The 23,917-nt window shown below is 55.9% G+C and carries 19 protein-coding genes and 1 pseudogene; 3 read left to right on the top strand and 17 right to left on the bottom strand.

The genetic code is table 11. The annotated features are described in order from the left end of the window. Positions 1–28: 28 nt before the first annotated feature. The 10 genes and pseudogenes from ABFV38_RS03385 to ABFV38_RS03340 form a co-directional block, all read right to left on the bottom strand. Complete coding sequence (locus tag ABFV38_RS03385) at positions 29–262, bottom strand: YgdI/YgdR family lipoprotein (protein ID WP_021240552.1); 234 nt, start codon at positions 260–262, stop codon at positions 29–31. Positions 263–442: 180 nt separating this feature from the next. Beyond that, complete coding sequence (gene carB, locus ABFV38_RS03380) at positions 443–3,667, bottom strand: carbamoyl-phosphate synthase large subunit (protein WP_047072642.1); 3,225 nt, start codon at positions 3,665–3,667, stop codon at positions 443–445. A gap of 18 nt (positions 3,668–3,685) precedes the next feature. After that, on the bottom strand, positions 3,686–4,834 hold the full coding sequence (carA, locus tag ABFV38_RS03375; RefSeq protein ID WP_045907767.1) for a glutamine-hydrolyzing carbamoyl-phosphate synthase small subunit: 1,149 nt from the start codon (positions 4,832–4,834) through the stop codon (positions 3,686–3,688). A gap of 454 nt (positions 4,835–5,288) precedes the next feature. Then, positions 5,289–6,110 (bottom strand): 4-hydroxy-tetrahydrodipicolinate reductase, encoded by an 822-nt coding sequence (dapB, locus tag ABFV38_RS03370; protein WP_348958498.1) that lies wholly within the window; start codon positions 6,108–6,110, stop codon positions 5,289–5,291. Positions 6,111–6,315: 205 nt separating this feature from the next. Continuing rightward, positions 6,316–7,266 carry a 4-hydroxy-3-methylbut-2-enyl diphosphate reductase gene (ispH, locus tag ABFV38_RS03365; protein ID WP_045415580.1) on the bottom strand — a complete coding sequence of 317 codons (951 nt, stop codon included), beginning with the start codon at positions 7,264–7,266 and terminating at the stop codon, positions 6,316–6,318. A gap of 1 nt (position 7,267) precedes the next feature. Then, a complete protein-coding gene (gene fkpB, locus ABFV38_RS03360; protein ID WP_003856450.1) occupies positions 7,268–7,717 on the bottom strand; it encodes an FKBP-type peptidyl-prolyl cis-trans isomerase in 450 nt (149 codons plus the stop codon). 117 nt (positions 7,718–7,834) lie between these two features. Then, entirely contained in the window at positions 7,835–8,335 is a 501-nt protein-coding gene (gene lspA / locus ABFV38_RS03355; RefSeq protein WP_008502034.1) for a signal peptidase II, read from the bottom strand. Then, the gene (gene ileS, locus ABFV38_RS03350) at positions 8,335–11,151 is read right to left on the bottom strand and encodes an isoleucine--tRNA ligase (RefSeq protein WP_348958496.1); all 2,817 of its coding nucleotides are present in this window, start codon (positions 11,149–11,151) and stop codon (positions 8,335–8,337) included. The genes lspA and ileS overlap by 1 nt, the downstream gene beginning before the upstream one ends. 45 nt (positions 11,152–11,196) lie before the next feature. Continuing rightward, on the bottom strand, positions 11,197–12,123 hold the full coding sequence (gene ribF / locus ABFV38_RS03345) for a bifunctional riboflavin kinase/FAD synthetase (RefSeq protein WP_045907763.1): 927 nt from the start codon (positions 12,121–12,123) through the stop codon (positions 11,197–11,199). A gap of 7 nt (positions 12,124–12,130) precedes the next feature. After that, a pseudogene (locus tag ABFV38_RS03340) lies at positions 12,131–12,337 on the bottom strand (DUF2575 domain-containing protein); the annotation flags it as partial. Positions 12,338–12,452: 115 nt separating this feature from the next. Between ABFV38_RS03340 and rpsT the strand changes: the two are divergent. Continuing rightward, positions 12,453–12,716: a 30S ribosomal protein S20 gene (rpsT, locus tag ABFV38_RS03335; RefSeq protein ID WP_003856458.1), complete on the top strand. Its 264-nt coding sequence runs from the start codon at positions 12,453–12,455 to the stop codon at positions 12,714–12,716. A 59-nt stretch (positions 12,717–12,775) separates the two neighbouring features. On the opposite strand, the gene nhaR is transcribed toward rpsT, so the two are convergent. The 4 genes from nhaR to dnaK all read right to left on the bottom strand — a co-directional run bounded on the left by nhaR (position 12,776) and on the right by dnaK (position 18,228). Continuing rightward, entirely contained in the window at positions 12,776–13,675 is a 900-nt protein-coding gene (gene nhaR / locus ABFV38_RS03330; protein WP_032660752.1) for a transcriptional activator NhaR, read from the bottom strand. A 58-nt stretch (positions 13,676–13,733) separates the two neighbouring features. Further along, positions 13,734–14,909 carry a Na+/H+ antiporter NhaA gene (nhaA, locus tag ABFV38_RS03325; RefSeq protein WP_047746184.1) on the bottom strand — a complete coding sequence of 392 codons (1,176 nt, stop codon included), beginning with the start codon at positions 14,907–14,909 and terminating at the stop codon, positions 13,734–13,736. Positions 14,910–15,081: 172 nt separating this feature from the next. Further along, positions 15,082–16,227 (bottom strand): molecular chaperone DnaJ, encoded by a 1,146-nt coding sequence (gene dnaJ, locus ABFV38_RS03320; protein ID WP_008502040.1) that lies wholly within the window; start codon positions 16,225–16,227, stop codon positions 15,082–15,084. Positions 16,228–16,314: 87 nt separating this feature from the next. Continuing rightward, on the bottom strand, positions 16,315–18,228 hold the full coding sequence (gene dnaK, locus ABFV38_RS03315) for a molecular chaperone DnaK (protein ID WP_235402804.1): 1,914 nt from the start codon (positions 18,226–18,228) through the stop codon (positions 16,315–16,317). A 296-nt stretch (positions 18,229–18,524) separates the two neighbouring features. Here dnaK and satP point away from each other — a divergent pair, with 296 nt between their 5' ends. Further along, positions 18,525–19,091 (top strand): acetate uptake transporter, encoded by a 567-nt coding sequence (gene satP, locus ABFV38_RS03310; RefSeq protein WP_348958492.1) that lies wholly within the window; start codon positions 18,525–18,527, stop codon positions 19,089–19,091. On the opposite strand, the gene ABFV38_RS03305 is transcribed toward satP, so the two are convergent. The 3 genes from ABFV38_RS03305 to tal all read right to left on the bottom strand — a co-directional run bounded on the left by ABFV38_RS03305 (position 19,068) and on the right by tal (position 22,164). Further along, positions 19,068–20,390: an MFS transporter gene (locus tag ABFV38_RS03305; RefSeq protein ID WP_348958490.1), complete on the bottom strand. Its 1,323-nt coding sequence runs from the start codon at positions 20,388–20,390 to the stop codon at positions 19,068–19,070. The genes satP and ABFV38_RS03305 overlap by 24 nt on opposite strands. Positions 20,391–20,512: 122 nt before the next feature. Then, positions 20,513–21,100 carry a molybdopterin adenylyltransferase gene (gene mog, locus ABFV38_RS03300; protein ID WP_008502044.1) on the bottom strand — a complete coding sequence of 196 codons (588 nt, stop codon included), beginning with the start codon at positions 21,098–21,100 and terminating at the stop codon, positions 20,513–20,515. Between the two features lie 110 nt (positions 21,101–21,210). Beyond that, positions 21,211–22,164 carry a transaldolase gene (gene tal / locus ABFV38_RS03295; RefSeq protein WP_024907418.1) on the bottom strand — a complete coding sequence of 318 codons (954 nt, stop codon included), beginning with the start codon at positions 22,162–22,164 and terminating at the stop codon, positions 21,211–21,213. Positions 22,165–22,426: 262 nt separating this feature from the next. Here tal and ABFV38_RS03290 point away from each other — a divergent pair, with 262 nt between their 5' ends. Next, positions 22,427–23,857: a sodium:alanine symporter family protein gene (locus tag ABFV38_RS03290; RefSeq protein ID WP_348958488.1), complete on the top strand. Its 1,431-nt coding sequence runs from the start codon at positions 22,427–22,429 to the stop codon at positions 23,855–23,857. The last annotated feature ends 60 nt before the right edge of the window (positions 23,858–23,917 follow it).

Below are 23,917 nucleotides of genomic sequence, written 5' to 3'. Positions count from 1 at the left end.
AGCCGTGGCAAACGCCACGGCTTTTTTATTAGTTATCCAGCTCGCCCATTGATTTAACCTGATCGCGGTTGATCTGCTCGGTCTGACCCGTTTCCGCATTTTTATACGACACCAGACCGGTATCATCATCGACCTGTGGTTTTCCGTCGGTGACAATGGTTTTGCCATCGGTGGTTTTCACTGCCTGGTTAGAGGAACAGCCCGCGACGGTAAACGTTGCAGTGGCGGCAAGAAGGGTGGCGATCAGTAATTTATTTTGCATGGTGTTTTCCCCTGCTCTCAGTTGAATTTCGTTATCGACCTAATGATTTTAGGCTAACTCACTGAATGCGGATGAAAAACCAGAAGGTTCTGAAGATGGATAAAGAAAAAGTAGGGCGGGTAAGCGAAGCGCCACCCGCCATTTGCCCGGCGGCGCTACCGCTTGCCGGGCCTACGCAGATTACTTGCTAATCTGCGCGTGCATTTCCTGAACCGAAATCACCTTCTCGGTGGCATCCGCGTTCAGCGCCATGGCTGTTGCGAAACCGCCGTTCAGGGTGGTGTCGTAGTGCACTTTGTACTGCAGCGCGCTGCGGCGAATCAGCTTGGAGTCTTCAATCGCCTGGCGGCCTGCGGTGGTGTTGATGATGTAGGTATATTCGCCATTCTTGATACGATCCTGAATGTGCGGACGACCTTCATGCACCTTGTTCACCAGACGCGGGTTGATGCCCGCTTCGCCCAGCACAATCGCCGTACCGTGGGTCGCGTCCAGCTCAAAGCCCTGCTTCAGCAGTTTGGCGGCCAGGTCAACCACGCGCTCTTTATCGCCTTCGCGAACGGAGAGCAGCGCACGGCCCGATTTTCTCATGGTTGAGCTACTGCCCAGCTGCGCCTTCGCGAACGCTTCTGCGAAGGTGCGGCCTACGCCCATCACTTCCCCGGTTGAGCGCATTTCTGGCCCTAACAGCGGGTCAACGCCCGGGAATTTGTTGAACGGCAGCACCACTTCTTTCACCGAGTAGTACGGTGGAATGATCTCTTTGGTCACGCCCTGCTGTGCCAGCGTCTGGCCTGCCATCACGCGCGCCGCCACTTTCGCCAGCGGAATACCGGTGGCTTTGGAGACGAACGGTACGGTACGTGCCGCACGCGGGTTGACTTCAATCAGGTAGACTTCGTTATCTTTCACCGCGAACTGGACGTTCATCAGGCCGCGAACCTGCAGCTCGAAGGCCAGCTTCTGCACCTGCTGGCGCATCACATCCTGAATTTCCTGGCTCAGGGTGTACGCAGGCAGAGAACAGGCAGAGTCACCGGAGTGCACGCCCGCCTGCTCGATATGCTCCATGATGCCGCCAATCAGCACCATTTCGCCGTCGCAGATGGCATCAACGTCCACTTCTACCGCATCGTCGAGGAAGCGGTCGAGCAGCACTGGCGCATCGTTGGAGACGCTCACCGCCGTCTGGAAGTAGCGACGCAGGTCGGCTTCGTCGTAGACGATTTCCATCGCGCGGCCGCCCAGCACGTAGGAAGGACGCACCACCAGCGGGTAGCCAATCTCTTTCGCCTTCTCTACGGCCTGTTCGATGGCCGTCACCGTGGCGTTCGCCGGCTGTTTCAGCTTCAGACGGTCAACCGCCTGCTGGAAACGCTCGCGGTCTTCCGCACGGTCAATCGCATCCGGGCTGGTACCGATAACCGGTACGCCTGCCGCTTCCAGCGCGCGCGCCAGCTTCAGTGGCGTCTGGCCACCGTACTGCACGATAACGCCTTTTGGCTTCTCGATGCGCACGATTTCCAGCACGTCTTCAAGGGTAACCGGCTCGAAGTAGAGGCGGTCGGAGGTGTCGTAGTCTGTGGAGACGGTTTCCGGGTTACAGTTGACCATGATGGTCTCGTAACCGTCTTCGCGCAGCGCCAGCGAGGCGTGTACGCAGCAGTAGTCGAACTCGATGCCCTGGCCGATACGGTTTGGACCACCGCCCAGCACCATAATCTTGTCGCGGTCGACGGACGGGTTCGCTTCACACTCGTCTTCATAGGTGGAGTACATGTACGCGGTGTCGGTCGAGAATTCAGCCGCACAGGTGTCCACGCGCTTGTAGACCGGGTGCAGGTCATACTGGTCACGCAGCTTGCGGATTTCCGCTTCGCGCACGCCCGCCAGCTTAGCCAGACGCGCATCGGCGAAGCCTTTACGCTTCAGCACGCGCAGGAAGTCAGCGTCCAGGCCGTTGATGCCCAGCTCGGCCACTTTCTCTTCCAGACGCACCAGCTCTTCAATCTGCACCAGGAACCAGCGGTCGATGTTAGTCAGGTTGAACACGCCGTCGACGGACAGACCGGCACGGAAGGCATCGGCGATGTACCAGATACGCTCTGCACCCGCGTCTTTCAGCTCGCGGCGGATTTTGGTCAGCGCTTCCGGGTCGTCCAGGCTCACTTTCGGGTCGAAACCGGTCGCCCCCACTTCCAGACCGCGCAGCGCTTTCTGCAGGGATTCCTGCTGCGTGCGGCCAATCGCCATCACTTCCCCGACAGATTTCATCTGGGTGGTCAGACGGTCGTTCGCGCCTGCAAATTTCTCGAAGTTAAAGCGTGGAATTTTGGTCACAACGTAGTCGATGGACGGCTCGAAGGACGCAGGGGTGCGGCCACCGGTGATGTCGTTCATCAGCTCGTCGAGGGTATAACCCACCGCCAGTTTCGCCGCCACTTTCGCAATCGGGAAGCCGGTCGCTTTAGAGGCCAGCGCGGAGGAGCGGGACACGCGCGGGTTCATTTCGATAACAATCAGGCGGCCGGTTTTCGGGTTCACGGAGAACTGCACGTTTGAACCACCGGTTTCCACGCCGATTTCACGCAGTACCGCCATCGAGGCGTTACGCATGATTTGGTACTCTTTGTCAGTCAGCGTCTGGGCTGGCGCAACGGTGATGGAGTCGCCGGTGTGGATACCCATCGCATCGAAGTTTTCGATGGAGCAGACGATGATGCAGTTGTCGTTTTTATCACGCACCACTTCCATCTCGTACTCTTTCCAGCCAATCAGCGATTCATCAATCAGCAGCTCTTTGGTTGGAGAGAGATCCAGACCGCGTTCGCAAATTTCTTCGAACTCTTCACGGTTGTAAGCGATACCGCCGCCGGTGCCGCCCATGGTGAACGATGGACGGATGATGCACGGATAGCCCACGTCAGCCGCAACGGCCAGCGCTTCTTCCATGTTGTGTGCGATACCGGAGCGCGCGGTGTCGAGGCCGATTTTCTTCATCGCCACGTCGAAGCGGCGACGGTCTTCGGCTTTATCAATCGCGTCGGCGGTCGCACCAATCATGGTGACGCCGAATTCGGCCAGCACGCCCTGACGCTCCAGCTCGAGCGCGCAGTTCAGCGCCGTCTGGCCGCCCATGGTTGGCAGCACCGCGTCCGGACGCTCTTTCTCGATGATTTTACGCACCACTTCCCAGTGAATCGGCTCGATGTAGGTCGCATCTGCCATTTCCGGGTCGGTCATGATGGTAGCCGGGTTAGAGTTAACCAGGATGACGCGGTAACCCTCTTCACGCAGGGCTTTACACGCCTGCGCGCCGGAGTAGTCGAATTCGCAGGCCTGGCCGATGACGATCGGGCCAGCGCCAAGGATCAGGATGCTTTTTATGTCTGTACGTTTTGGCATTGTCTTCTCGGCTCCTGATTATTTAGCGGTCTTACGGTATTGCTCGATAAGTTCGATGAAGTGATCGAACAGCGGCGCGGCGTCGTGTGGGCCCGGGCTGGCTTCCGGATGCCCCTGGAAGCTGAACGCTGGCTTATCGGTGCGATGAATCCCCTGCAGGGTGCCATCGAACAGCGACTTATGGGTCACGCGCAGGTTAGCTGGCATTGAGGCCTCATCGACGGCAAAGCCATGGTTCTGCGCGGTGATCATCACCGTGTTGTTATCGATATCTTTCACCGGGTGGTTACCACCGTGGTGGCCGAACTTCATCTTGACGGTGTTCGCACCGCTCGCCAGCGCCAGCAGCTGATGGCCGAGGCAGATGCCGAATACCGGGATGTCGGTTTCCAGGAAGGACTTGATGGCAGCGATGGCGTAATCGCACGGCGCCGGGTCGCCAGGCCCGTTGGACAGGAAAATACCGTCCGGATTCATCTTCAGTACGTCTTCAGCAGACGTTTTTGCTGGCACCACCGTCAGGCGGCAGCCGCGGTCAACCAGCATGCGCAGGATGTTGCGCTTGGCGCCGAAATCGTAGGCCACCACGTGGAACGGCAGCTCGCTCTCTTTTTTCGCTTCCGGCAGGTCGCCTTCCAGCGTCCAGCTACCCTGAGTCCAGCTGTAGGCTTCTGCGGTAGTGACTTCTTTCGCCAGGTCCATGCCGTTCAGGCCCGGGAAGGCTTTCGCTTTTTCCAGCGCCAGCGTCGCATCGAGGTTATCACCCGCGATGATGCAGCCGTTCTGTGCACCCTTCTCGCGCAGCAGACGCGTTAACTTACGGGTATCGATATCGGCAATCGCCACGATGTTATGGCGCTTCAGGTAAGAAGAGAGGTCTTCGGTATTGCGGAAGTTGCTGGCAATCAGCGGCAGGTCACGAATGACAAGGCCTTGCGCATGTACCTGAGAGGATTCTTCGTCAGCCGCATTGGTGCCGACATTGCCGATATGAGGATAAGTAAGAGTAACGATTTGGCGAGAATAGGAAGGATCAGTGAGGATTTCTTGATAACCGGTCATTGAAGTATTGAAAACGACTTCCCCAACCGCCGAACCCGTTGCCCCTATGGCCCGACCGATAAACTGGGTTCCGTCTTCCAGAACCAATAGCGCTGACTTAATCAAAACACCCTCCAGAGAATATTCACTCACTTTATTTGCATATTAATTCATAACCATGTCATGGATCAATGCAAATGTGTTGCCAGCGGATTTTTGGCAAACGGCGGCATTCTGGAGATTTGGTGGGTAAAAGTCAACTTAAAACCGATATTTTGTTTAGTCTTTTGCGTATCTGACGAGGTGAGTGGAGCTTAAGCGACAAAAAGATCAGGTAAATCACTGCGGAAAACGCTTGCGCGCCGGGTTTAATGAAAAATGAGTCGACGCAGCATCAAAAAGTGGACCAAATGGTCAAAATTTACATTTCAGTAACGGGAATTAAGGGGAATAGCTATACTTTCAAGGCTAAAGGAACAAAATGGGCACGAAATAGATAAAATAAAAGGGCAATAATTTATTGCCCTATGCAATCAAAGGATTACGACTGCAATAACCACATCACGATGGGTAATAATGCTTACAGATTGTTGAGATCAAGCACATCTCTCATATCAAAAAGACCATTTTTCTTCTCTTTCAGCCACAAGGCGGATCGAACGGCACCATTGGCAAACGTCATTCGGCTGGACGCTTTATGCGTAATCTCGACGCGCTCGCCGATATCGGCGAACATCGCGGTATGTTCGCCGACGATGTCACCCGCCCGGACGGTTGCGAAACCAATGGTGCCCGGCACGCGCTCCCCGGTGTGGCCTTCGCGGGCATAGACCGCGCAGTCTTTTAAATCTTTATCAAGTGCATGAGCAATCGCTTCGCCCATTGCCAGCGCCGTGCCTGATGGCGCATCAACCTTATAGCGGTGGTGAGCTTCAACAATCTCAATATCGGTGTAGTTACCCATCACCTTCGCGGCCTTCTCCAGCAGCTTCAGCATGACGTTAACCCCCACGCTAAAGTTTGCGGCGAAGACAACCGCAATCTCTTTGGATGCATCCTGGATAGCCTGCTTGCCCGCATCGTCAAAACCGGTGGTGCCGATCACCATCCCCTTGCCGTGCTGGCGGCAAAATGCCAGATGCATGAGCGTCCCTTCCGGGCGGGTAAAATCGATGAAGACATCGAAGTCCTCTTTAACCGCCTCCAGGCTGCTTTGTACGGTGACGCCGGTCTTTCCCGCGCCCGCCAGCTCACCAGCATCGGTCCCCAGAAGCGATGAACCGTCACGCTCCAGCGCCGCGCCAAGTGCTACGCCATCCATCTGAAGTGCCGCCTGAATCAGCTGACGGCCCATACGTCCACCCGCGCCCGCAATGGCGACACGGATCTGTGCATCATGCATAGTTATTCTCTTACGTTAAAATGATGTAAACCGTTTTCAGATTAACCAGCCTTTCTGAGCACTGCCAACTGAAAACACCAATAATTAGAATTTAACGTGAAACCGACTTAAATATCAGTAAAAGACATGATTTTGTCGTCACGATAAAGTAACGGGTAAAAAAAAGGCCAGCACAGGAGGTGCTGGCCTTTCATCAGAAAAGGGACTATTCGACTTCGCGGGCGTCGATTCTCAGCTCTTTCGGCACTTCGAAAACAATATTCTCTTCGCGTCCTTCCAGCGGCACCGCTTCGCCGCCACCCAGCTCCTGCAGACGCGAGATGACGTTTTGTACCAGAATATCGGGCGCGGATGCCCCGGCCGTCACGCCTACGCAGGCCGCGTCTTTAACCCACGCTTCCTGAATATCCGTGGCATCATCGATCAGGAACGCCGCCTTCCCCATTCTCTGTGCCAGTTCAGCCAGACGGTTAGAGTTGGAGGAGTTCTTAGAGCCGACCACCAGCACCACGTCCGCCTGTTCAGCCAGCGCGCGCACCGCTTCCTGACGATTGGTGGTGGCGTAGCAGATGTCGTCCTTGCGCGGCCCGACGATTTTCGGGAAGCGCTGACGCAGGGCATCAATCACGTCTGAGGTATCGTCGACGGAGAGCGTCGTCTGGGTCATAAACGACAGACGCGCTTCGTTTTTCACGTTCAGCGTAAAGACATCTTCAGGCGACTCAACCAGATACATTCCCCCTTCAGGGTTGCTGTACTGGCCCATGGTGCCCTCGACTTCCGGGTGGCCGGCATGGCCAATCAGGATCGACTCTTCACCACGGCGGCTGGCGCGCGCCACTTCCATATGCACCTTGGTCACCAATGGGCAGGTGGCATCGAAGACGGTCAGATCGCGACTTTTCGCTTCGTTACGGACCGCCTGAGAGACGCCGTGCGCGGAGAAAATCAGGATCGCACCGTCAGGCACTTCGCTGATCTGCTCGATAAAGATGGCACCGCGTTCGCGCAGGCTGTCGACCACGTAGCGGTTATGCACCACTTCGTGACGTACATAAATCGGCGCGCCGTAAATCTCCAGCGCGTTTTCAACAATGCTGATAGCGCGGTCTACACCGGCGCAGAAGCCGCGCGGGTTAGCCAACAGGATCTGCATTTCAGGCCTCCAGTGCCGGATCGATTTCCAGCACTTCAACATCAAAATGAACGGTACGCCCGGCAAGCGGATGGTTGAAGTCAACGGTAATCGAGTCGCCGTTGATTTCGCGGATCACGCCAGGCATTTCGCTGCCGTCCATAGCGGTAAAGAGCATAATCGCGCCGATTTCCGGTTCACCTGCGTCCATAAACTCGCGGCGCGAGAAATACTGGATCAGGTCCGGGCTTGGCACGCCAAATGCCGCATCCGGCTCCAGCGAAAAGGCTTTTTTCTCACCCTCTTTCAGGCCCAGAAGCTGCTGCTCAAGACCTTCAGACAGGGAGGTATCGCCAAGACGAAACAGGGCCGGTTTGCCGTTATTGCGGGTGGACTCAGCCGTTGAACCATCATCCAGCTTCAGCGTGAAGTGAACGAGAACCGCGCTGTTGCTCTGTACGGATTTAGACATGCAAATTGCTCGCTTGTTTTGGGTCACCTGTTGCCCGGTGGCGCTACGCTTACCGGGCCTACGGGAAGCCACAAATTCTGTAGGCCGGGTAAGCGTAGCGCCACCCGGCATTGATGCTTACGCCTGCTCTTTCGCAGCGGGTTTAGGCAAGAAGCCTTCCAGCACGATTAACGCCGCACCGATGCAAATGGCGCTATCAGCGAGGTTAAAGGTCGCGAAGTGCCAGTCGCCGACGTAGAAGTCGATCATATCGACCACAAAGCCGTGCCACAGGCGATCAAACAGGTTGCCCAGCGCGCCGCCAATGATCAGCGCGTAAGCGATGTTATTCAGCTTTTGCGTTGCCTTCGAGCGGTACATCAGCACCGCCAGGATCACGCAGATACCGAGAGCGATACCCGCAAAGAACCAGCGCTGCCAGCCACCGCTGTCAGCAAGGAAACTGAACGCCGCACCGTAGTTGCGCGCGTAGTGCAGGTTAAGCGACGGGAACAGCGGGACCGTCTCCCCCAGAGCAAAATTCTGGAGGATCAGGAACTTGCTGCCCAGATCAATAATCAGCACCACCACAACCAGCCACAGCCAGCGCAGTCCTGTTGAACAGAGAGTTTTACTCATCAGGCAAACTTACGTTTTTCGCCGTCACCGGCGACGTTGCTTACACAGCGTCCGCAGATGTCTGCGTGTTCCGCCACCTGACCGACATCGGTGGTGTAATGCCAGCAACGCGGGCATTTCTCACCGTCGGCTTTGCTCAGCGCGACCTTCAGTCCTTTGAGCAGTTCGCTCTGCTGAGCATCAGCAGAAGCCTCGGCATAATCCGCAACTTTCGCACCGGAGGTCAACAGGACAAATCGTAATTCATCGCCCAGCGCCGTCAGCTTCGCCGCCAGTTCTGGCTCCGCGTACAGGGTTACTGCCGCTTCCAGAGAGCCGCCGACTTTCTTATCAGCACGCGCCTGCTCGATAACCTTGTTCACTTCGCCACGCACTTTCAGCAGCTCGTCCCAGAAGGCATCGTTCATCGCTTCGGTGCTGGAGAGATCGAACAGACCTTCGTACCACTCGCCGGTGAAGACATACTTCGCACGATCGCCCGGCAGGTAACCCCAGATTTCATCCGCGGTGAAGGACATGATCGGCGCCATCCAGCGTACCAGCGCTTCTGCGATATGGAACAGCGCGGTCTGGCAGCTACGACGCGCCACGCTGTCCGCTTTCGCGGTGTACTGACGGTCTTTGATGATGTCGAGGTAGAACGAGCCCATCTCAATGGAGCAGAAGCGCATCAGGCGCTGCACCACTTCGTGGAAGTCATAAGACTCGTAGGCCTTCAGGATATCTTCCTGCGCCGCTTTCGCGCAGCCTACCGCCCAGCGGTCCAGCACGACCATCTCTTCCGGTTTCACCATGTCTTTTGCCGGATCGAACCCGTTCAGGTTCGCCAGCAGGAAGCGCGCGGTGTTACGGATACGACGATAGCTGTCGGCAGCGCGTTTCAGGATCTCGTCAGACACCGCCATTTCGCCGGTGTAGTCGGTAGAGGCCACCCACAGACGCAGAATGTCTGCGCCCAGTTTGTTCATCACATCCTGCGGAGAAACAGTGTTACCGATAGATTTGGACATCTTACGGCCCTGACCATCCACGGTGAAGCCGTGGGTCAGTACCTGACGGTAAGGCGCTTTACCCTTCATGGCGGTAGAGATCATCAGAGATGACATGAACCAGCCGCGGTGTTGGTCAGACCCTTCCAGATACATATCGGCAGCGTGACCGGCAAACTCCGGACGCACGTCAACCACGGAGGAGTGGGTAGACCCGGAATCGAACCACACGTCCAGGGTATCCGGCACTTTCTCGTAGTTATCCGCATCAGCGCCCAGGATGTCGCGGGCGTCGAGATCCCACCACGCCTGAATGCCGTCAACTTCGACGCGCTTCGCCACTTCTTCCATCAGTTCCAGGGTGTTCGGGTGCAGCTCATGCGTCTCTTTATGCACGAACAGCGACATCGGCACACCCCAGGTACGCTGACGGGAGATACACCAGTCAGGACGGTTAGCCACCATGGATTCGATACGCGCCTGGCCCCAGTCCGGGATCCACTGCACGCCTTTGATCTCTTTCAGAGACTGCTCGCGCAGGCCCTTCTGATCCATGCTGACGAACCACTGCGGGGTCGCTCGGAAGATGATCGGGGTCTTGTGACGCCAGCAGCACGGATAGCTGTGCTGCATTTTTTCAACGTGCAGCAGCGCGCCGCTGGTACGCAGCATGTCGACGATAATGTCGTTCGCTTTGAAGACGTTGATACCGTCCAGCGCCGGGTAGGTGCCAGGTAGGTAAGAACCATCCGGGCCAACCGGGTTAGCGATTTCCAGACCGTACTTCAGGCTGATGTTGTAGTCGTCAGGACCGTGGCCACCGGCGGTATGTACCGCACCGGTACCCGCTTCCAGCGTCACGTGGTCGCCGAGGATCGCCGGAACGTCGAAGTCCAGGAACGGGTGTTTGAAGCGCATCAGCTCCAGGGCGTAACCTTTCACGGTGCCCAGCACGGTGTAGTCAGTGATATGCGCGCGCTTCAGCACGCTCTCAACCAGATCTTTCGCCAGGATAACCGCCTGACCGTCAATCTGCACCAGCGCGTATTCGAACTCACCGGACAGGGAGATCGCACGGTTGGCTGGCAGGGTCCACGGGGTGGTGGTCCAAATCACCAGAGAGATCGGGCCGTTTACCGAGGCGACGCCAAATTTGGCTTTTACCGCATCCTGATCCACCGCGTGGAAGGCCACGTCGATAGACGGAGAGGTTTTGTCGTAATACTCCACTTCCGCTTCTGCCAGCGCAGAACGGCAGTCCACGCACCAGTGCACCGGCTTAGCGCCTTTGTGCAGGTGGCCGTTACCGATGATTTTGCCCAGCGCACGGATAATGTTGGCTTCCGTTTTGAAGTCCATGGTCAGGTACGGGTGCGACCAGTCGCCCAGTACGCCCAGACGGATGAAGTCAGCACGCTGACCGTCAACCTGCGTGGCGGCGTATTCGCGGCACTTCGCACGGAACTCGGCGGCGGTGAACTTCTCACCTGGCTTGCCGAACTCTTGCTCGACTTTCAGCTCGATGGGCAGACCGTGGCAGTCCCAGCCCGGAACGTAAGGCGAGTCATAGCCCGCGAGTCCTTTGGACTTCACGATAATGTCTTTCAGAATCTTGTTAACCGAGTGACCAATATGAATGCTGCCATTCGCATAGGGAGGGCCATCATGCAGAATGAAGGTTTTTTTGCCTTTTTTGGCTGCACGAATGATGCCGTACAGGTCATCATCGGTCCAACGCGCCAGCATTCCCGGTTCGCGCTTGGCGAGATCGCCGCGCATCGGGAACCCTGTTTCCGGCAAATTCAGGGTTGATTTATAGTCACTCATCAGATTCTCGGTTCCGTATTTATCACGTAGGCAGTTAAGCCGGTTCTAAAGCCCAAAAAACTCGCGGGCCGTCAATTCATCTCGCGCAATTTGCGCTTTGAGTTCATCCAGCGAACCAAATCGCTGCTCATTGCGTATTTTTTTACGCAGTATTACATCTATATGGCGACCATACAGGTCCATTACAACGTCCAGCAGGTGCACTTCCAGCTGTTGACGCACACCGGCGACGGTCGGACGCGTGCCAATATTGGCGACGCCGTAAAACGGCTTATCGCCCAGTCCTGCCACTTCCACCGCATACACCCCTTTAACCGGGGAAACCTGACGACGCAGCGGTATATTCGCCGTCGGGAAACCTATCGTGCGGCCCAGCGCATCGCCATGGACCACGCGGCCAGAGATGGTGAACGGATGCCCCAGCAGGGTTTCTGCCGTATCCAGTTCATCATCGGCCAGTGCCCGGCGTACCGCCGTGCTGCTGACGCGAACGCCGCCTTCACAGAAGGTCATCGCGCTGGTGACGTCAAAACCGTACTCCAGACCAGCCTTCTGTAATAGCAAGAAATCGCCCTGACGACCAGCGCCAAAGCGGAAATCATCGCCCACGGCAAGAAACTGCACGCCAAGACGCTTAACCAGCAGGTCGCTGACGAAATTTTGTGCTGTCAGCGCGGCAAAGCGGCGATCGAAACGTACGCACAATACGTAGTCCACACCGGACTCAGCCAGATAGCGCAACTTCTCGCGCAGGCGTGTAAGACGGGCGGGAGATTTATCGCCCGCGAACAGCTCCAGCGGCTGCGGTTCGAAAATCATCACTACAACGGGCAGACCACGGGCCTCCCCTTCTTTACGCAATCCCTGCAACAGCGCCTGATGACCACGATGCACGCCGTCGAAATTACCAATGGTCAGCACGCACCCGTGCGGGGCTCTGCTGAGATTATGTATGCCGCGTATCAGCTTCATGTCTGGCTCAAAACAGTGAAAATCGCCAAAGTATACCTTGTACAGCGGTTAAGGTTAACCGGCGATTGTTCGTGCAAAACAGAAAGCCGTAATGATTTCATCAGGCTGACCTTTCGCAGCGAAAAAATCTGCTCGCGAACTGCGATTTTTATGCCGAAAAGCTGTATTCACGAACAACAAGCTGGTAGAATCCTGCGCCATCACTACGTAACGTAGCGTCGCCACATTAACGGCGCTTATTTGCACAAATCCATTGACAAAAGAAGGTATAGAGGGCATATTCCTCGGCCTTTGAATTGTCCACATAGATCATATTTGGGAGTTGGACCTTGGCTAATATCAAATCAGCTAAGAAACGTGCCGTACAGTCTGAGAAGGCTCGTAAGCACAACGCAAGCCGTCGCTCTATGATGCGTACCTTCATCAAGAAAGTATACGCAGCTATCGAAGCTGGCGACAAAGCTGCTGCGCAGAACGCATTTAACGAAATGCAACCAATCGTGGATCGTCAGGCTGCTAAAGGTCTGATCCACAAAAACAAAGCAGCGCGTCATAAAGCAAACCTGACCGCGCAGATCAACAAACTGGCTTAATCGCCGCTTGTTGTTGCTTGTTTTAAAAGAACCCGCTTAACGCGGGTTTTTTTATGTCTTCAGATTGCCGGTGGCGTAAACAGCGCCGAGTAGTCACGGTTACAGATTCGCTGTACCGCGGGGTGCTGAATCATTCTTTCGGCAAATATGGCGTGATACTCCTCCATCACGTTATCCACTCTGCCTATCTCCGTAATCTTGTCATCCGAATAGAGATCGTGCGCGTAGAGCGTCGGCGCAACAAAGATGGCGTTATGCGCTTCACCAAAGGCTTTCATCAGCGCCGCATCGTCGAACTCACCGAGGATTTCCACCTTCAGCCCCTGGGAATTAAACCAGTTCAGCAGCTTGCGTCCGAGCATGGAACGTCTTCCCGGCACCAGCAGGCGACGCTCTTCCAGGCAGGCCGGGAAGGGTTTCTCCGGCGGCGGATTAATGCACCAGAAGCTCACGCCGCATTCACCAATCTTCACCGAGAACAAGCCTTCCTGCTGCGTGGAGTCAATCGGGCAGTCCGAGATAATCATGTCCAGCTTGTGCTGGCTTAGCTGTTCCAGCAGCATCTCGTGAGTGGATTCAAAGCAGCGAAGATGAATTTGTTCATCTTCAACCACCGCTGCGTCCAGCACGCCGCTCACCAGCCGTTTGGACAGCGCATCCGCCACGCCAACATCAAAGAGCAGGTTCGACTCTTTGCGATAGTTAACGATATCCAGCATCTCCTGGCTCAGGGTGAACATCTTGTCCGCGTAGCGGAAAACCAGTTCACCCAGTTCGCTGGGTTCAATCCCGCGCCCCTTACGCTTGAACAGCTTGCCCTGCAAACGCTCTTCCAGCGCCTTAATTTGCCCGGTGATGGTTTGCGGCGTCAGGTAGAGCGCCTCTGCTGCCCCGACCACCGATCCCTGTTTATAGACGTGCCAGAAGTAGTAAAGATGGTTGTAATTCAAATGAGACATCGCGTCTTCTCTCCCTGAGTGTGTATCGGGAGAAGGCTCGCCTCCTCCCGGTGTTCCGTTATGCCTGGACGGCCTGTCCGGACAATTTTACCTTCAGCAAGGTATAACCGATTACCGCGGCCAGTAATGACCCGATAAGAATGCCGAGTTTCGCCCAGACGATCAGCTCAGGCGCATGCGCGCCAAACGCCAGCGTCGAGATAAAGATCGACATCGTAAACCCGATACCACACAGCACGCCGACGGCCATAATCTGCTTAAACGTGGTGCCGTGCGGCAATGACGCCAGCTTCAGTTTCGTCGCCAGCCAACAGAAGAGACTAATACCCAGCGGCTTACCGATAAACAGCCCGGCAATAATGCCCAGCGGCAGCACGGACGTTAGCCCGTCCAGCGTCACCCCGCCGAGGGAAACGCCCGCGTTGGCAAACGCAAACAGCGGCAGGATCATAAAGGCGACCCACGGGTGCAACACATGCTCCAGCTGTTTCGCAGGCGACTTGCCGTCCTGCGGCTTCAGCGGTACGAAGAAGCCGACGATCACCCCAGCCAGCGTGGCATGCACGCCTGATTTCAGCACCGCCGTCCACAGCACCATCCCCACGAGGATGTAGATACCGATGCGGCGCACATTAAAGATGTTCAGCAGCGCCAGCACCGCAATCGCCCCGGCAGCCACGCTCAGGGACAGGATCGACAGATCGCTGGTGTAGAACAGCGCGATAATCACAATGGCGCCAAGGTCATCAATAATCGCCAGCGCCATCAGGAAGATTTTCAGGGCTACCGGCACGCGGCTTCCCAGCAAGGCCAGCACCCCGAGCGCAAAAGCGATATCCGTCGCAGCCGGGATCGCCCAGCCGTGACGTGCGATCGGATCCTGCCAGGTGAACGCCAGAAAGAGCAGCGCCGGCACCACCATCCCGCCGAGCGCAGCAATGACCGGGAACGCCGCACGCTGGCGGCTGGCAAGCGAACCCAGCACCAGCTCACGCTTAACCTCAAGCCCCACAAGCAGGAAGAACACCGCCATCAGCGCATCGTTGATCCACAGCAGCATGTTCTTGTTGATTTCCAGCGCCCCGACCTTCAGCTCAACGGGCGTTTCCAGAAAAGCATGATACAGATCGCGGGTCATTCCGACGTTGGCCAGTACCATCGCGGCCGCAGCAGCCATAATCAGGATCACGCCGCCGGATGCCTCACTGCTAAAGAAACGGTGTAGTAATTTCACTTTAGTTCTCTCTTTTACAACAATACCTCGATAAAACCATAATACCAAGCCAGATAACTCGGCAAAAACAGATTAATATTGAGTATAGATTCAGTTTAACCGAGCAATACCGATAAAAAGAAAAAGCCCGGAATCGCTTCCGGGCTTTTGCGGATGAAAACCAGCTGATCGATTAGCGGGTCAAATCATCGAAGAATTTTTTGACGCCATCGAAGAAGCTTTTGGAACGCGGGCTGTTTTTCTCACCCGTCGGGCCACCGAAGCTCTCCTGCAACTCTTTCAGCAGCTGTTTCTGCTTGTCGTTCAGGCCAACCGGCGTTTCCACGACGACGCGGCAAAGCAGGTCGCCCTGCGCACCACCACGAACGGATTTAACGCCTTTACCGCGCATGCGGAACAGCTTGCCGGTCTGGGTCTCGCCCGGGATCTTCAGATTGACGCGACCATCCAGCGTCGGTACTTCAATTTCGCCACCGAGTGCCGCCATCGCGAAGTTGATCGGCACTTCACAGTACAGGTTATTCCCTTCACGCTCGAAAATCGCGTGCTGTTTCACCTGCACCTGTACGTACAGATCGCCTGCCGGTGCGCCGTGTTCGCCTGCTTCACCTTCGCCCGCCAGACGGATGCGGTCGCCCGTATCGACGCCAGCTGGGATCTTAACGGACAGGGTCTTGGTTTTCTCAACGCGACCGTGGCCGTGGCACTTGGTGCACGGATCTTTAATCAGCGTACCGCGACCATGACAGTGCGGACAGGCCTGCTGTACCGCGAAGAAGCCCTGACGCATCTGCACCTGGCCGGAGCCGTGACAGGTTGGACAGGTCTGCGGCTGCGTACCCGCTTTCGCGCCGCTGCCGTGGCAGACGTCACACTCTTCCAGCGTCGGAATACGGATCTCTTTGGTGACGCCGCGAACGGCCTCTTCCAGCGTCAGATCCATGTTGTAGCGCAGATCCGCGCCGCGCGCCGCGCGCTGACGACCACGACCGCCGCCGAAGATGTCGCCAAACACATCGCCAAAGATATCGCTGAAGTCAGCGCCGCCGCCAAAGCCGCCGCCACCGAATCCACCGCCGCCCATGCCGCCCTGTTCAAAGGCTGCGTGACCGTACTGGTCATAGGCCGCACGTTTTTGTGCATCGGTCAGGACTTCATAGGCTTCTTTGATCTCTTTAAATTTGGCTTCAGCCTCTTTGTCACCCTGATTACGGTCCGGGTGGAATTTCATGGCCAGGCGCTTATACGCCTTTTTGATTTCACGCTCTTCCGCAGTTTTCGGAACGCCTAAAATCTCGTAATAGTCTTGCTTTGCCATTGGTTTTTTTAAGCCCCTTAACATGCGAGCACGGGCGTGGAGAGTTCTCCTACGCCCGTGCCGATTAATTACCCTGCATCAGGGCGATTATTTTTTGTCTTTAACTTCTTCGAACTCAGCGTCGACAACGTCGTCGTCTTTCGCGTTGTTCGCAGAAGCGTCAGCGCCCGCCTGCTGTTGAGCGTGCTGCTGCTGAGCGATTTCCATCAGCTTCTGGGAAGCCTGTGCCAGCTCCTGCATCTTCGCTTCGATGTTCGCTTTGTCTTCGCCTTTCAGAGACGTTTCCAGCGCGCTCAGTGCAGTTTCGATAGCAGTTTTGTCTTCCGCTGGCAGCTTATCGCCGGCTTCTTCAACCTGCTTACGGGTGCTGTGCAGCAGATGGTCACCCTGGTTACGGGTCTGAACCAGCTCTTCGAACTTACGGTCGGATTCAGCGTTAGCTTCGGCATCGCGAACCATTTTTTCGATTTCTGCTTCGTTCAGGCCAGAAGATGCCTTGATGGTGATCTTCTGCTCTTTACCGCTGTTTTTGTCTTTCGCAGACACGTGCAGGATACCGTCAGCATCGATGTCGAAGGTGACTTCGATCTGCGGCATGCCGCGCGGTGCCGGGTTAATACCGTCCAGGTTGAACTGACCCAGAGATTTGTTATCCGCCGCACGCTTACGCTCACCCTGCAGCACATGGATGGTTACCGCAGACTGGTTGTCTTCAGCAGTAGAGAACACCTGGCTGTGCTTGGTTGGGATGGTGGTGTTTTTGTTGATGAGCGCAGTCATCACACCGCCCATGGTTTCGATACCCAGAGACAGCGGGGTAACGTCCAGCAGCAGTACGTCTTTCACTTCACCGGTCAGTACGCCACCCTGAACCGCTGCACCAATTGCCACCGCTTCGTCCGGGTTAACGTCTTTACGTGGCTCTTTACCAAAGAACTCAGCCACTTTCTTCTGCACCATTGGCATACGGGTCTGGCCACCAACGAGGATAACGTCGTTGATATCAGACACGGACAGGCCAGCGTCCTGCAGAGCAACTTTCAGTGGTTCGATAGAACGGTTCACCAGGTCTTCTACCAGGCTTTCCAGTTTCGCACGGGTCACTTTGATGTTCATGTGTTTAGGACCGGTCGCGTCTGCGGTGATGTACGGCAGGTTCACGTCGGTCTGCTGAGCGGAAGACAGTTCGATCTTCGCTTTCTCAGCGGCTTCTTTCAGGCGCTGCATAGCCAGCGGGTCGTTACGCAGGTCAATGCCCTGATCTTTCTTGAACTCGTCAACGAGGTAGTTGATCAGACGGGTATCGAAGTCTTCACCACCCAGGTGGGTATCACCGTTGGTTGCCAGAACTTCGAAGGTTTTTTCGCCGTCAACTTCGTCGATTTCGATAATTGAGATATCGAAGGTACCACCACCCAGGTCGTAAACCGCGATAGTACGGTTGCCGACTTCTTTATCCAGACCGTAAGCCAGAGCAGCCGCGGTTGGTTCGTTGATGATACGTTTTACTTCCAGACCTGCGATACGGCCAGCATCTTTGGTTGCCTGACGCTGAGCATCGTTGAAGTAGGCAGGAACGGTGATAACAGCTTCAGTTACCGGCTCACCCAGGTAATCTTCAGCGGTTTTCTTCATTTTTTTCAGCACTTCAGCAGAGATCTGCGGTGGTGCCGTTTTGGTGCCTTTCACATCAAGCCATGCATCGCCGTTATCTGCCGCGATGATTTTGTAAGGCATGATGGAAACGTCACGCTGAACTTCTTCGTCCTGGAAGCGGCGGCCGATCAGGCGTTTAATCGCAAACAGGGTGTTTTGCGGGTTTGTCACTGCCTGACGTTTAGCCGGCTGACCAACCAGAGTTTCACCATCCTGGGTATAAGCAATGATAGAAGGCGTGGTGCGATCGCCCTCGGCGTTCTCCAGCACGCGTGCAGTAGTGCCATCCATAATCGCTACACAAGAGTTGGTTGTACCCAGGTCGATACCAATAATTTTACCCATCTAAACGTCTCCACTAAAAATTCAGTCAACATGTGGTTGTGTACCTGTAATAAGGGCAGAACGTGCTTTTTCAACTGCCCAGATTTGATTTTTTTCAGGTCCACACACTGCGGTTGACTACAAGATGGGGTCGCGACGGCATCCATCAAGGGGGAATGATAAAAAAAATTTTAATTTCACCCTGATGAGATCATAGACGCCATCGATTGCGCCCATTATGATGCCGCGCCCCGTCAGGGAGAACTGACGCGGGTTTAACCATTTCACCATATTAATGATGATTTTTTTGAGGACTTATGGGCAACACTAAGTTGGCTAATCCGGCTCCGCTGGGCCTGATGGGTTTTGGCATGACCACTATTCTGCTGAACCTGCACAATATCGGGATGTTCCCGATGGATGGCATCATCCTGGCGATGGGCATTTTTTACGGCGGTATCGCGCAAATTTTCGCGGGCCTGCTGGAATATAAAAAAGGCAATACCTTCGGCTTAACCGCCTTCACCTCTTACGGTTCTTTCTGGCTGACCCTGGTTGCCATTTTGCTGCTGCCTAAAATGGGCATGGCATACGCGGCAAACGCCCACTTCCTGGGCGTTTATCTGGGCCTGTGGGGCATCTTCACCCTGTTCATGTTCTTCGGTACCCTGAAAGGCAACCGCATGCTGCAGTTCGTCTTCCTGAGCCTGACCGTCCTGTTCGCCCTGCTGGCGATTGGTCACCTCGTGGATAACGAAGGTATCGTTCATGTTGCAGGCTGGATTGGTCTGGTTTGCGGCGCAAGCGCTATCTACCTGGCAATGGGTGAAGTGCTGAACGAGCAGTTTGACCGCACCGTGCTACCGATTGGTGAAAAACACTGATCCTTCTGTCGTGTCCGCCTCGCGGGCACGACATCCCTTCTTCTGCCCCAGCCAAATCCCTAATCCCAGCCCCATCACCGACAGCGCCAGCACGTACCAGGCCGGAGCCATGGGAGACACGCCCATCAGGACCGTCACCGCAATCGGCGTCAGCCCGCCGAAAATGGCATACGACACGTTGTAGGAAAACGAAATCCCGGTGAAGCGAACCTCTGGCGGGAACGCGCGCACCATCACGTACGGTACCGCCCCGACAACGCCCACGCACAGCCCTACCACGCCGTACAGCAGGAACAACTGTTCAGGATGGCTGCCAGCCAGATGGTAAAACGCCCAGCTTGATGCGGCCAGTAACAGGCTGCCGACAATAAAGGTGACGCTGGCGCCGAAACGATCCGCCGCCAGCCCGGCGGCCAGACAGCCAAAGCAGAGCATGATTGTCGCGATACTGTTTGCCTGTAGCGTCACGGCAGGGGCGAAACCGTACTGCTTTTGCAGCCAGACTGGGGACATCAATATCACTACCACAATGCCCGCCGAGAGCAGCCAGGTGAGCAGCATCGATACCACCACCGCTTTTTTATGGCGTACCACGACCGCCTTCACCGGCAGCTCCTGCGCCAGCGCTTTGCGCTGCTGCATTTCGAGGAAAATGGGGGTCTCCTGCAGCCAGCGGCGCAGGTACATCGCGACCAGACCAAACGCCCCGCCCAGCAGGAACGGAATACGCCAGCCCCAGTCGTGTACGGTCTGCTGCGTCATGCTGGTATTCACAATGGTGGCGACCACCGAGCCGAGCAGGATCCCGACCGTCAGCCCCGCCGTTAAGGTTCCGCAGGCGATACCAATGCGGCGCGCCGGAACATGCTCCGCGACAAACACCCACGCGCCCGGCACTTCACCGCCAATCGCCGCCCCCTGCAGGATGCGCATCAGCAACAGCAGCAACGGCGCGAGAATGCCCATCGAGGCATAGGTAGGCAACAAACCAATGGCCAGCGTGGGTACCGCCATCAGCAGGATGCTAAGGGTAAACATCTTCTTACGGCCGACCAGATCGCCAAAGTGAGCCATGATGATGCCGCCTAGCGGACGCGCCAGATACCCGGCAGCAAATATGCCGAAGGTTTGCACCTGACGCAGCCACTCCGGGATATCTGCCGGGAAGAAGAGCTCCCCCACCACGGCGGCGAAGAAGACGAAGATAATGAAATCGTAAAACTCCAGCGCGCCACCTAAGGCCGCGAGCGTGAGGGTTTTGTAATCCTGTCGATTCAGAGGTCGGGTGTTATGTGACATAGCGAACCATTATGCGTGTATTGTGGATTTATTTTTACAGCAAACGTAAAGAAAAAATTACTATACCGTAAAACCGTTACCACGCTATCGCCGCTTCAGCTTATGTCACATATTGATTAATTTCAGGAGATTGTTTCGCGACGCGCGTTTTTAGGACGAAAAGCTGCTACCACTTTCTCATCGGTTTCGACATACGGGCCGTCAAGCAACTGTATACAATACGGTACACTTGCAAAGATGCCGTGAACGATGACGCTGCCGTCTTCCGCTTTAAGCCCTTCCAGGGTCTCTTTGATCGATTTCGGCTGGCCCGGCAGGTTCAGGATCAACGCCTGCTTGCGGATCACCCCCACCTGGCGGGAAAGAATGGCCGTCGGAACAAAGTGTAGACTGATCTGGCGCATCTGTTCGCCGAAGCCAGGCATTTCACGATCGGCAATCGCCAGCGTCGCGTCCGGCGTCACGTCGCGGCGCGCGGGCCCAGTTCCGCCGGTGGTTAACACCAGGTGACAGCTCATCTCATCCACCAGCTCACACAGGGTCTGCTCGATAATCGGCTGTTCGTCGGGAATCAGGCGAGTCTGGATCTCAAACGGGGTAGTCAGTGCACTGGCCAGCCACGCTTCCAGAGCGGGGATGCCTTTATCCTGGTAAACACCGCTGGAGGCGCGGTCAGAAATCGACACTAAGCCGATGCGTAAGGTATTCATATCCATTCCATTCAAAGAGTACTGATTAAAGGGAATGATACACGCAGAGAGGGGATTCAGACAGGGGACGAAAGAAGTCGCGTGACCGGGAGCCCGGTCACGCAGAATGATTACAGCAGGTCGCCGATCATTTTTTCCAGTTTGCCCTGGTCAACAGCAAACTTACGGATACCGTCCGCCAGCTTGTCTACCGCCATTGGATCCTGGTTGTGCTGCCACAGGAACTCGGATTCAGTGATGCGCTCTGGGCGCGCTTTCACTTCACCGGTATAGGACAGTTTACGCTCCAGGGTACCTTCGCTCTCTGCCAGCTCTTTCAGCAGCGCAGGCGCGATGGTCAGGCGGTCACAGCCAGCCAGCTCGATGATTTCACCGACGTTACGGAAGCTTGCGCCCATAACCACAGTCTCATAGCCATGCTGTTTGTAGTATTCGTAGATTTCAGTCACAGAAATCACGCCTGGATCTTCAGCCGGTGCGTACTCTTTCTTATCGGTGTTGGCTTTGTACCAGTCCAGAATACGGCCCACGAACGGAGAAATCAGGTATACGCCCGCTTCTGCACAAGCACGCGCCTGTGCGAAGGAGAACAGCAGGGTCAGGTTACAGTTGATACCGTCTTTTTCCAGCTGCTCTGCCGCGCGAATACCCTGCCAGGTAGAAGCCAGTTTGATCAGGATACGGTCATTGCTGATGCCCGCGTCGTTGTACATTTTGATCAGACGTTTCGCTTTGGCGATAGACGCTTCGGTGTCGTAGGAGAGACGCGCATCCACTTCGGTAGAGATACGGCCAGGAACCAGTTTCAGGATCTCCAGACCGATGTTCACTGCCAGTTTGTCAGTGGCATCCACAACCTGCTGCGCGCGGTCATTGCTCTGCGCTTTCGCCCAGGTCACTGCGTCGTCAATCAGTTTGCGATACTCAGGGATCTGTGCGGCGTTAAGGATCAGAGAAGGGTTGGTTGTGGCATCCTGCGGCTGGTACAGCTTCATTGCCGCGATATCTCCGGTGTCAGCTACGACAGTGGTGAACTGACGAAGGGAGGTCAATTTATCCGTCATGATAGTGTTTCTCTTTTAACGTGCCCTGGATAATTCACGCTACCGACAGCATGCCTGCAGCGGAAAAATGACAGGTTTACTTGTTAGGGGGATGTAACCGGTCTGCCCTGATGATAACACGACGGAGGGGTAGCGCAACCGCAGACAGTGCGCTTAGGCAGAGTATGATAAACTGGAAATATTAACAGGCTGCTAAGCAACAGCATGCCCAATCAGTGGTAGCGCTTACATATTCACATTGGCATCAACAAGAGGGACGTTAATGCCTGATTTCTTTTTCTTTATTAACGAAGTCCTCTGGGGTTCGATAATGATATACCTGCTTCTGGGAGCAGGTATTTGGTTTACGCTACGCAGTGGGTTTATCCAGTTTCGCTATATTCGCAAGTTTGGCAGAAGTCTGAAAAACAGCGTCACGCCTCAGCCGGGCGGATTAACGTCATTCCAGGCGCTCTGTACCAGCCTCGCGGCTCGCCTCGGCAGCGGCAATCTGGCGGGCGTTGCGCTGGCCATCAGCGCCGGTGGGCCGGGCGCGGTCTTCTGGATGTGGGTGACGGCGCTACTCGGGATGGCCACCTCCTTTGCCGAAAGTTCGCTTGCACAACTCTACAAAGAGAAAGATAAACACGGCCAGTTTCGCGGTGGTCCCGCCTGGTACATGGCGCGTGGCTTAGGGATGCGCTGGATGGGCGTCCTGTTCTCGGTTTTTTTACTGCTCGCGTACGGTCTTATTTTTAATACCGTCCAGGCGAACTCGGTTGCCAACGCCCTGCGCTATGCCTTCTCCTGCCCCGAGTGGATCGCGGGTCTCGCTTTAGCCCTCGTCGTTCTGCTTACCATCTCGGTCGGTCTCAAGGGCATCGCTCGCCTGATGCAGTGGCTGGTGCCCATTATGGCGCTGCTCTGGGTTGCCGCGAGCCTGTTCGTTGCCGCACTGCATCTCGACCAGGTGCCGGGCGTGATTGCCACCATCGTCAAAAGCGCCTTTGGCTGGCGCGAAGTGGCCTCCGGGGCGCTGGGCTACACCTTCAGCCAGGCGCTGATGGCGGGTTTTCAACGGGGCATGTTCTCCAATGAAGCCGGTATGGGGTCAACCCCCAACGCGGCCGCTGCCGCCTCTTCCTGGCCGCCGCACCCGGCCGCACAAGGCATTGTGCAGATGATTGGCGTCTTTACCGATACCATTATTATCTGTTCCGCCAGCGCCATGATTTTGCTGCTGGCAGGCCCCGTACCGCACGCGTCGGGCACCGTCGGGATACAGCTTCTCCAGCAGGCGCTAGTCAACCTGACCGGCGGCTGGGGAGCCGGATTTGTCTCGCTCATCCTGATCTTGTTTGCCTTCAGCTCGATAGTGGTGAATTACCTTTACGCCGAAAATAATCTTATTTTCCTGAAACTCGACTCCCGCGCCGCAATCGGAACCCTGCGCCTGGGGGTTATCCTGATGGTGATTGCAGGCTCCCTGCTCAGTATGCCGCTGGTCTGGCAGCTGGCCGATATCATTATGGCGCTGATGGCGATCACTAACCTCACGGCAATCCTGCTGCTCTCGCCCGTGGTGACCCTGATTGCCAGAGACTATCTGCGTCAGCGCAAACTCGGCGTTCCGCCGGTATTTGATCCCGCCCGCTATCCCGATATCAAGGCGCAGATTGCCCCCGGCACGTGGGATGATTTGCCGCGGCAATAACAGCTATCGATCAATTCGGGGCGATTTTTTGCTAAAGTCGCTCTAAATTTCCTGCAAGGA

This window comes from Enterobacter cloacae complex sp. Mu1197, assembly GCF_040059225.1.
Taxonomy (GTDB): domain Bacteria; phylum Pseudomonadota; class Gammaproteobacteria; order Enterobacterales; family Enterobacteriaceae; genus Enterobacter; species Enterobacter quasiroggenkampii.
This window is presented reverse-complemented; position numbering and strand designations above follow the sequence as displayed.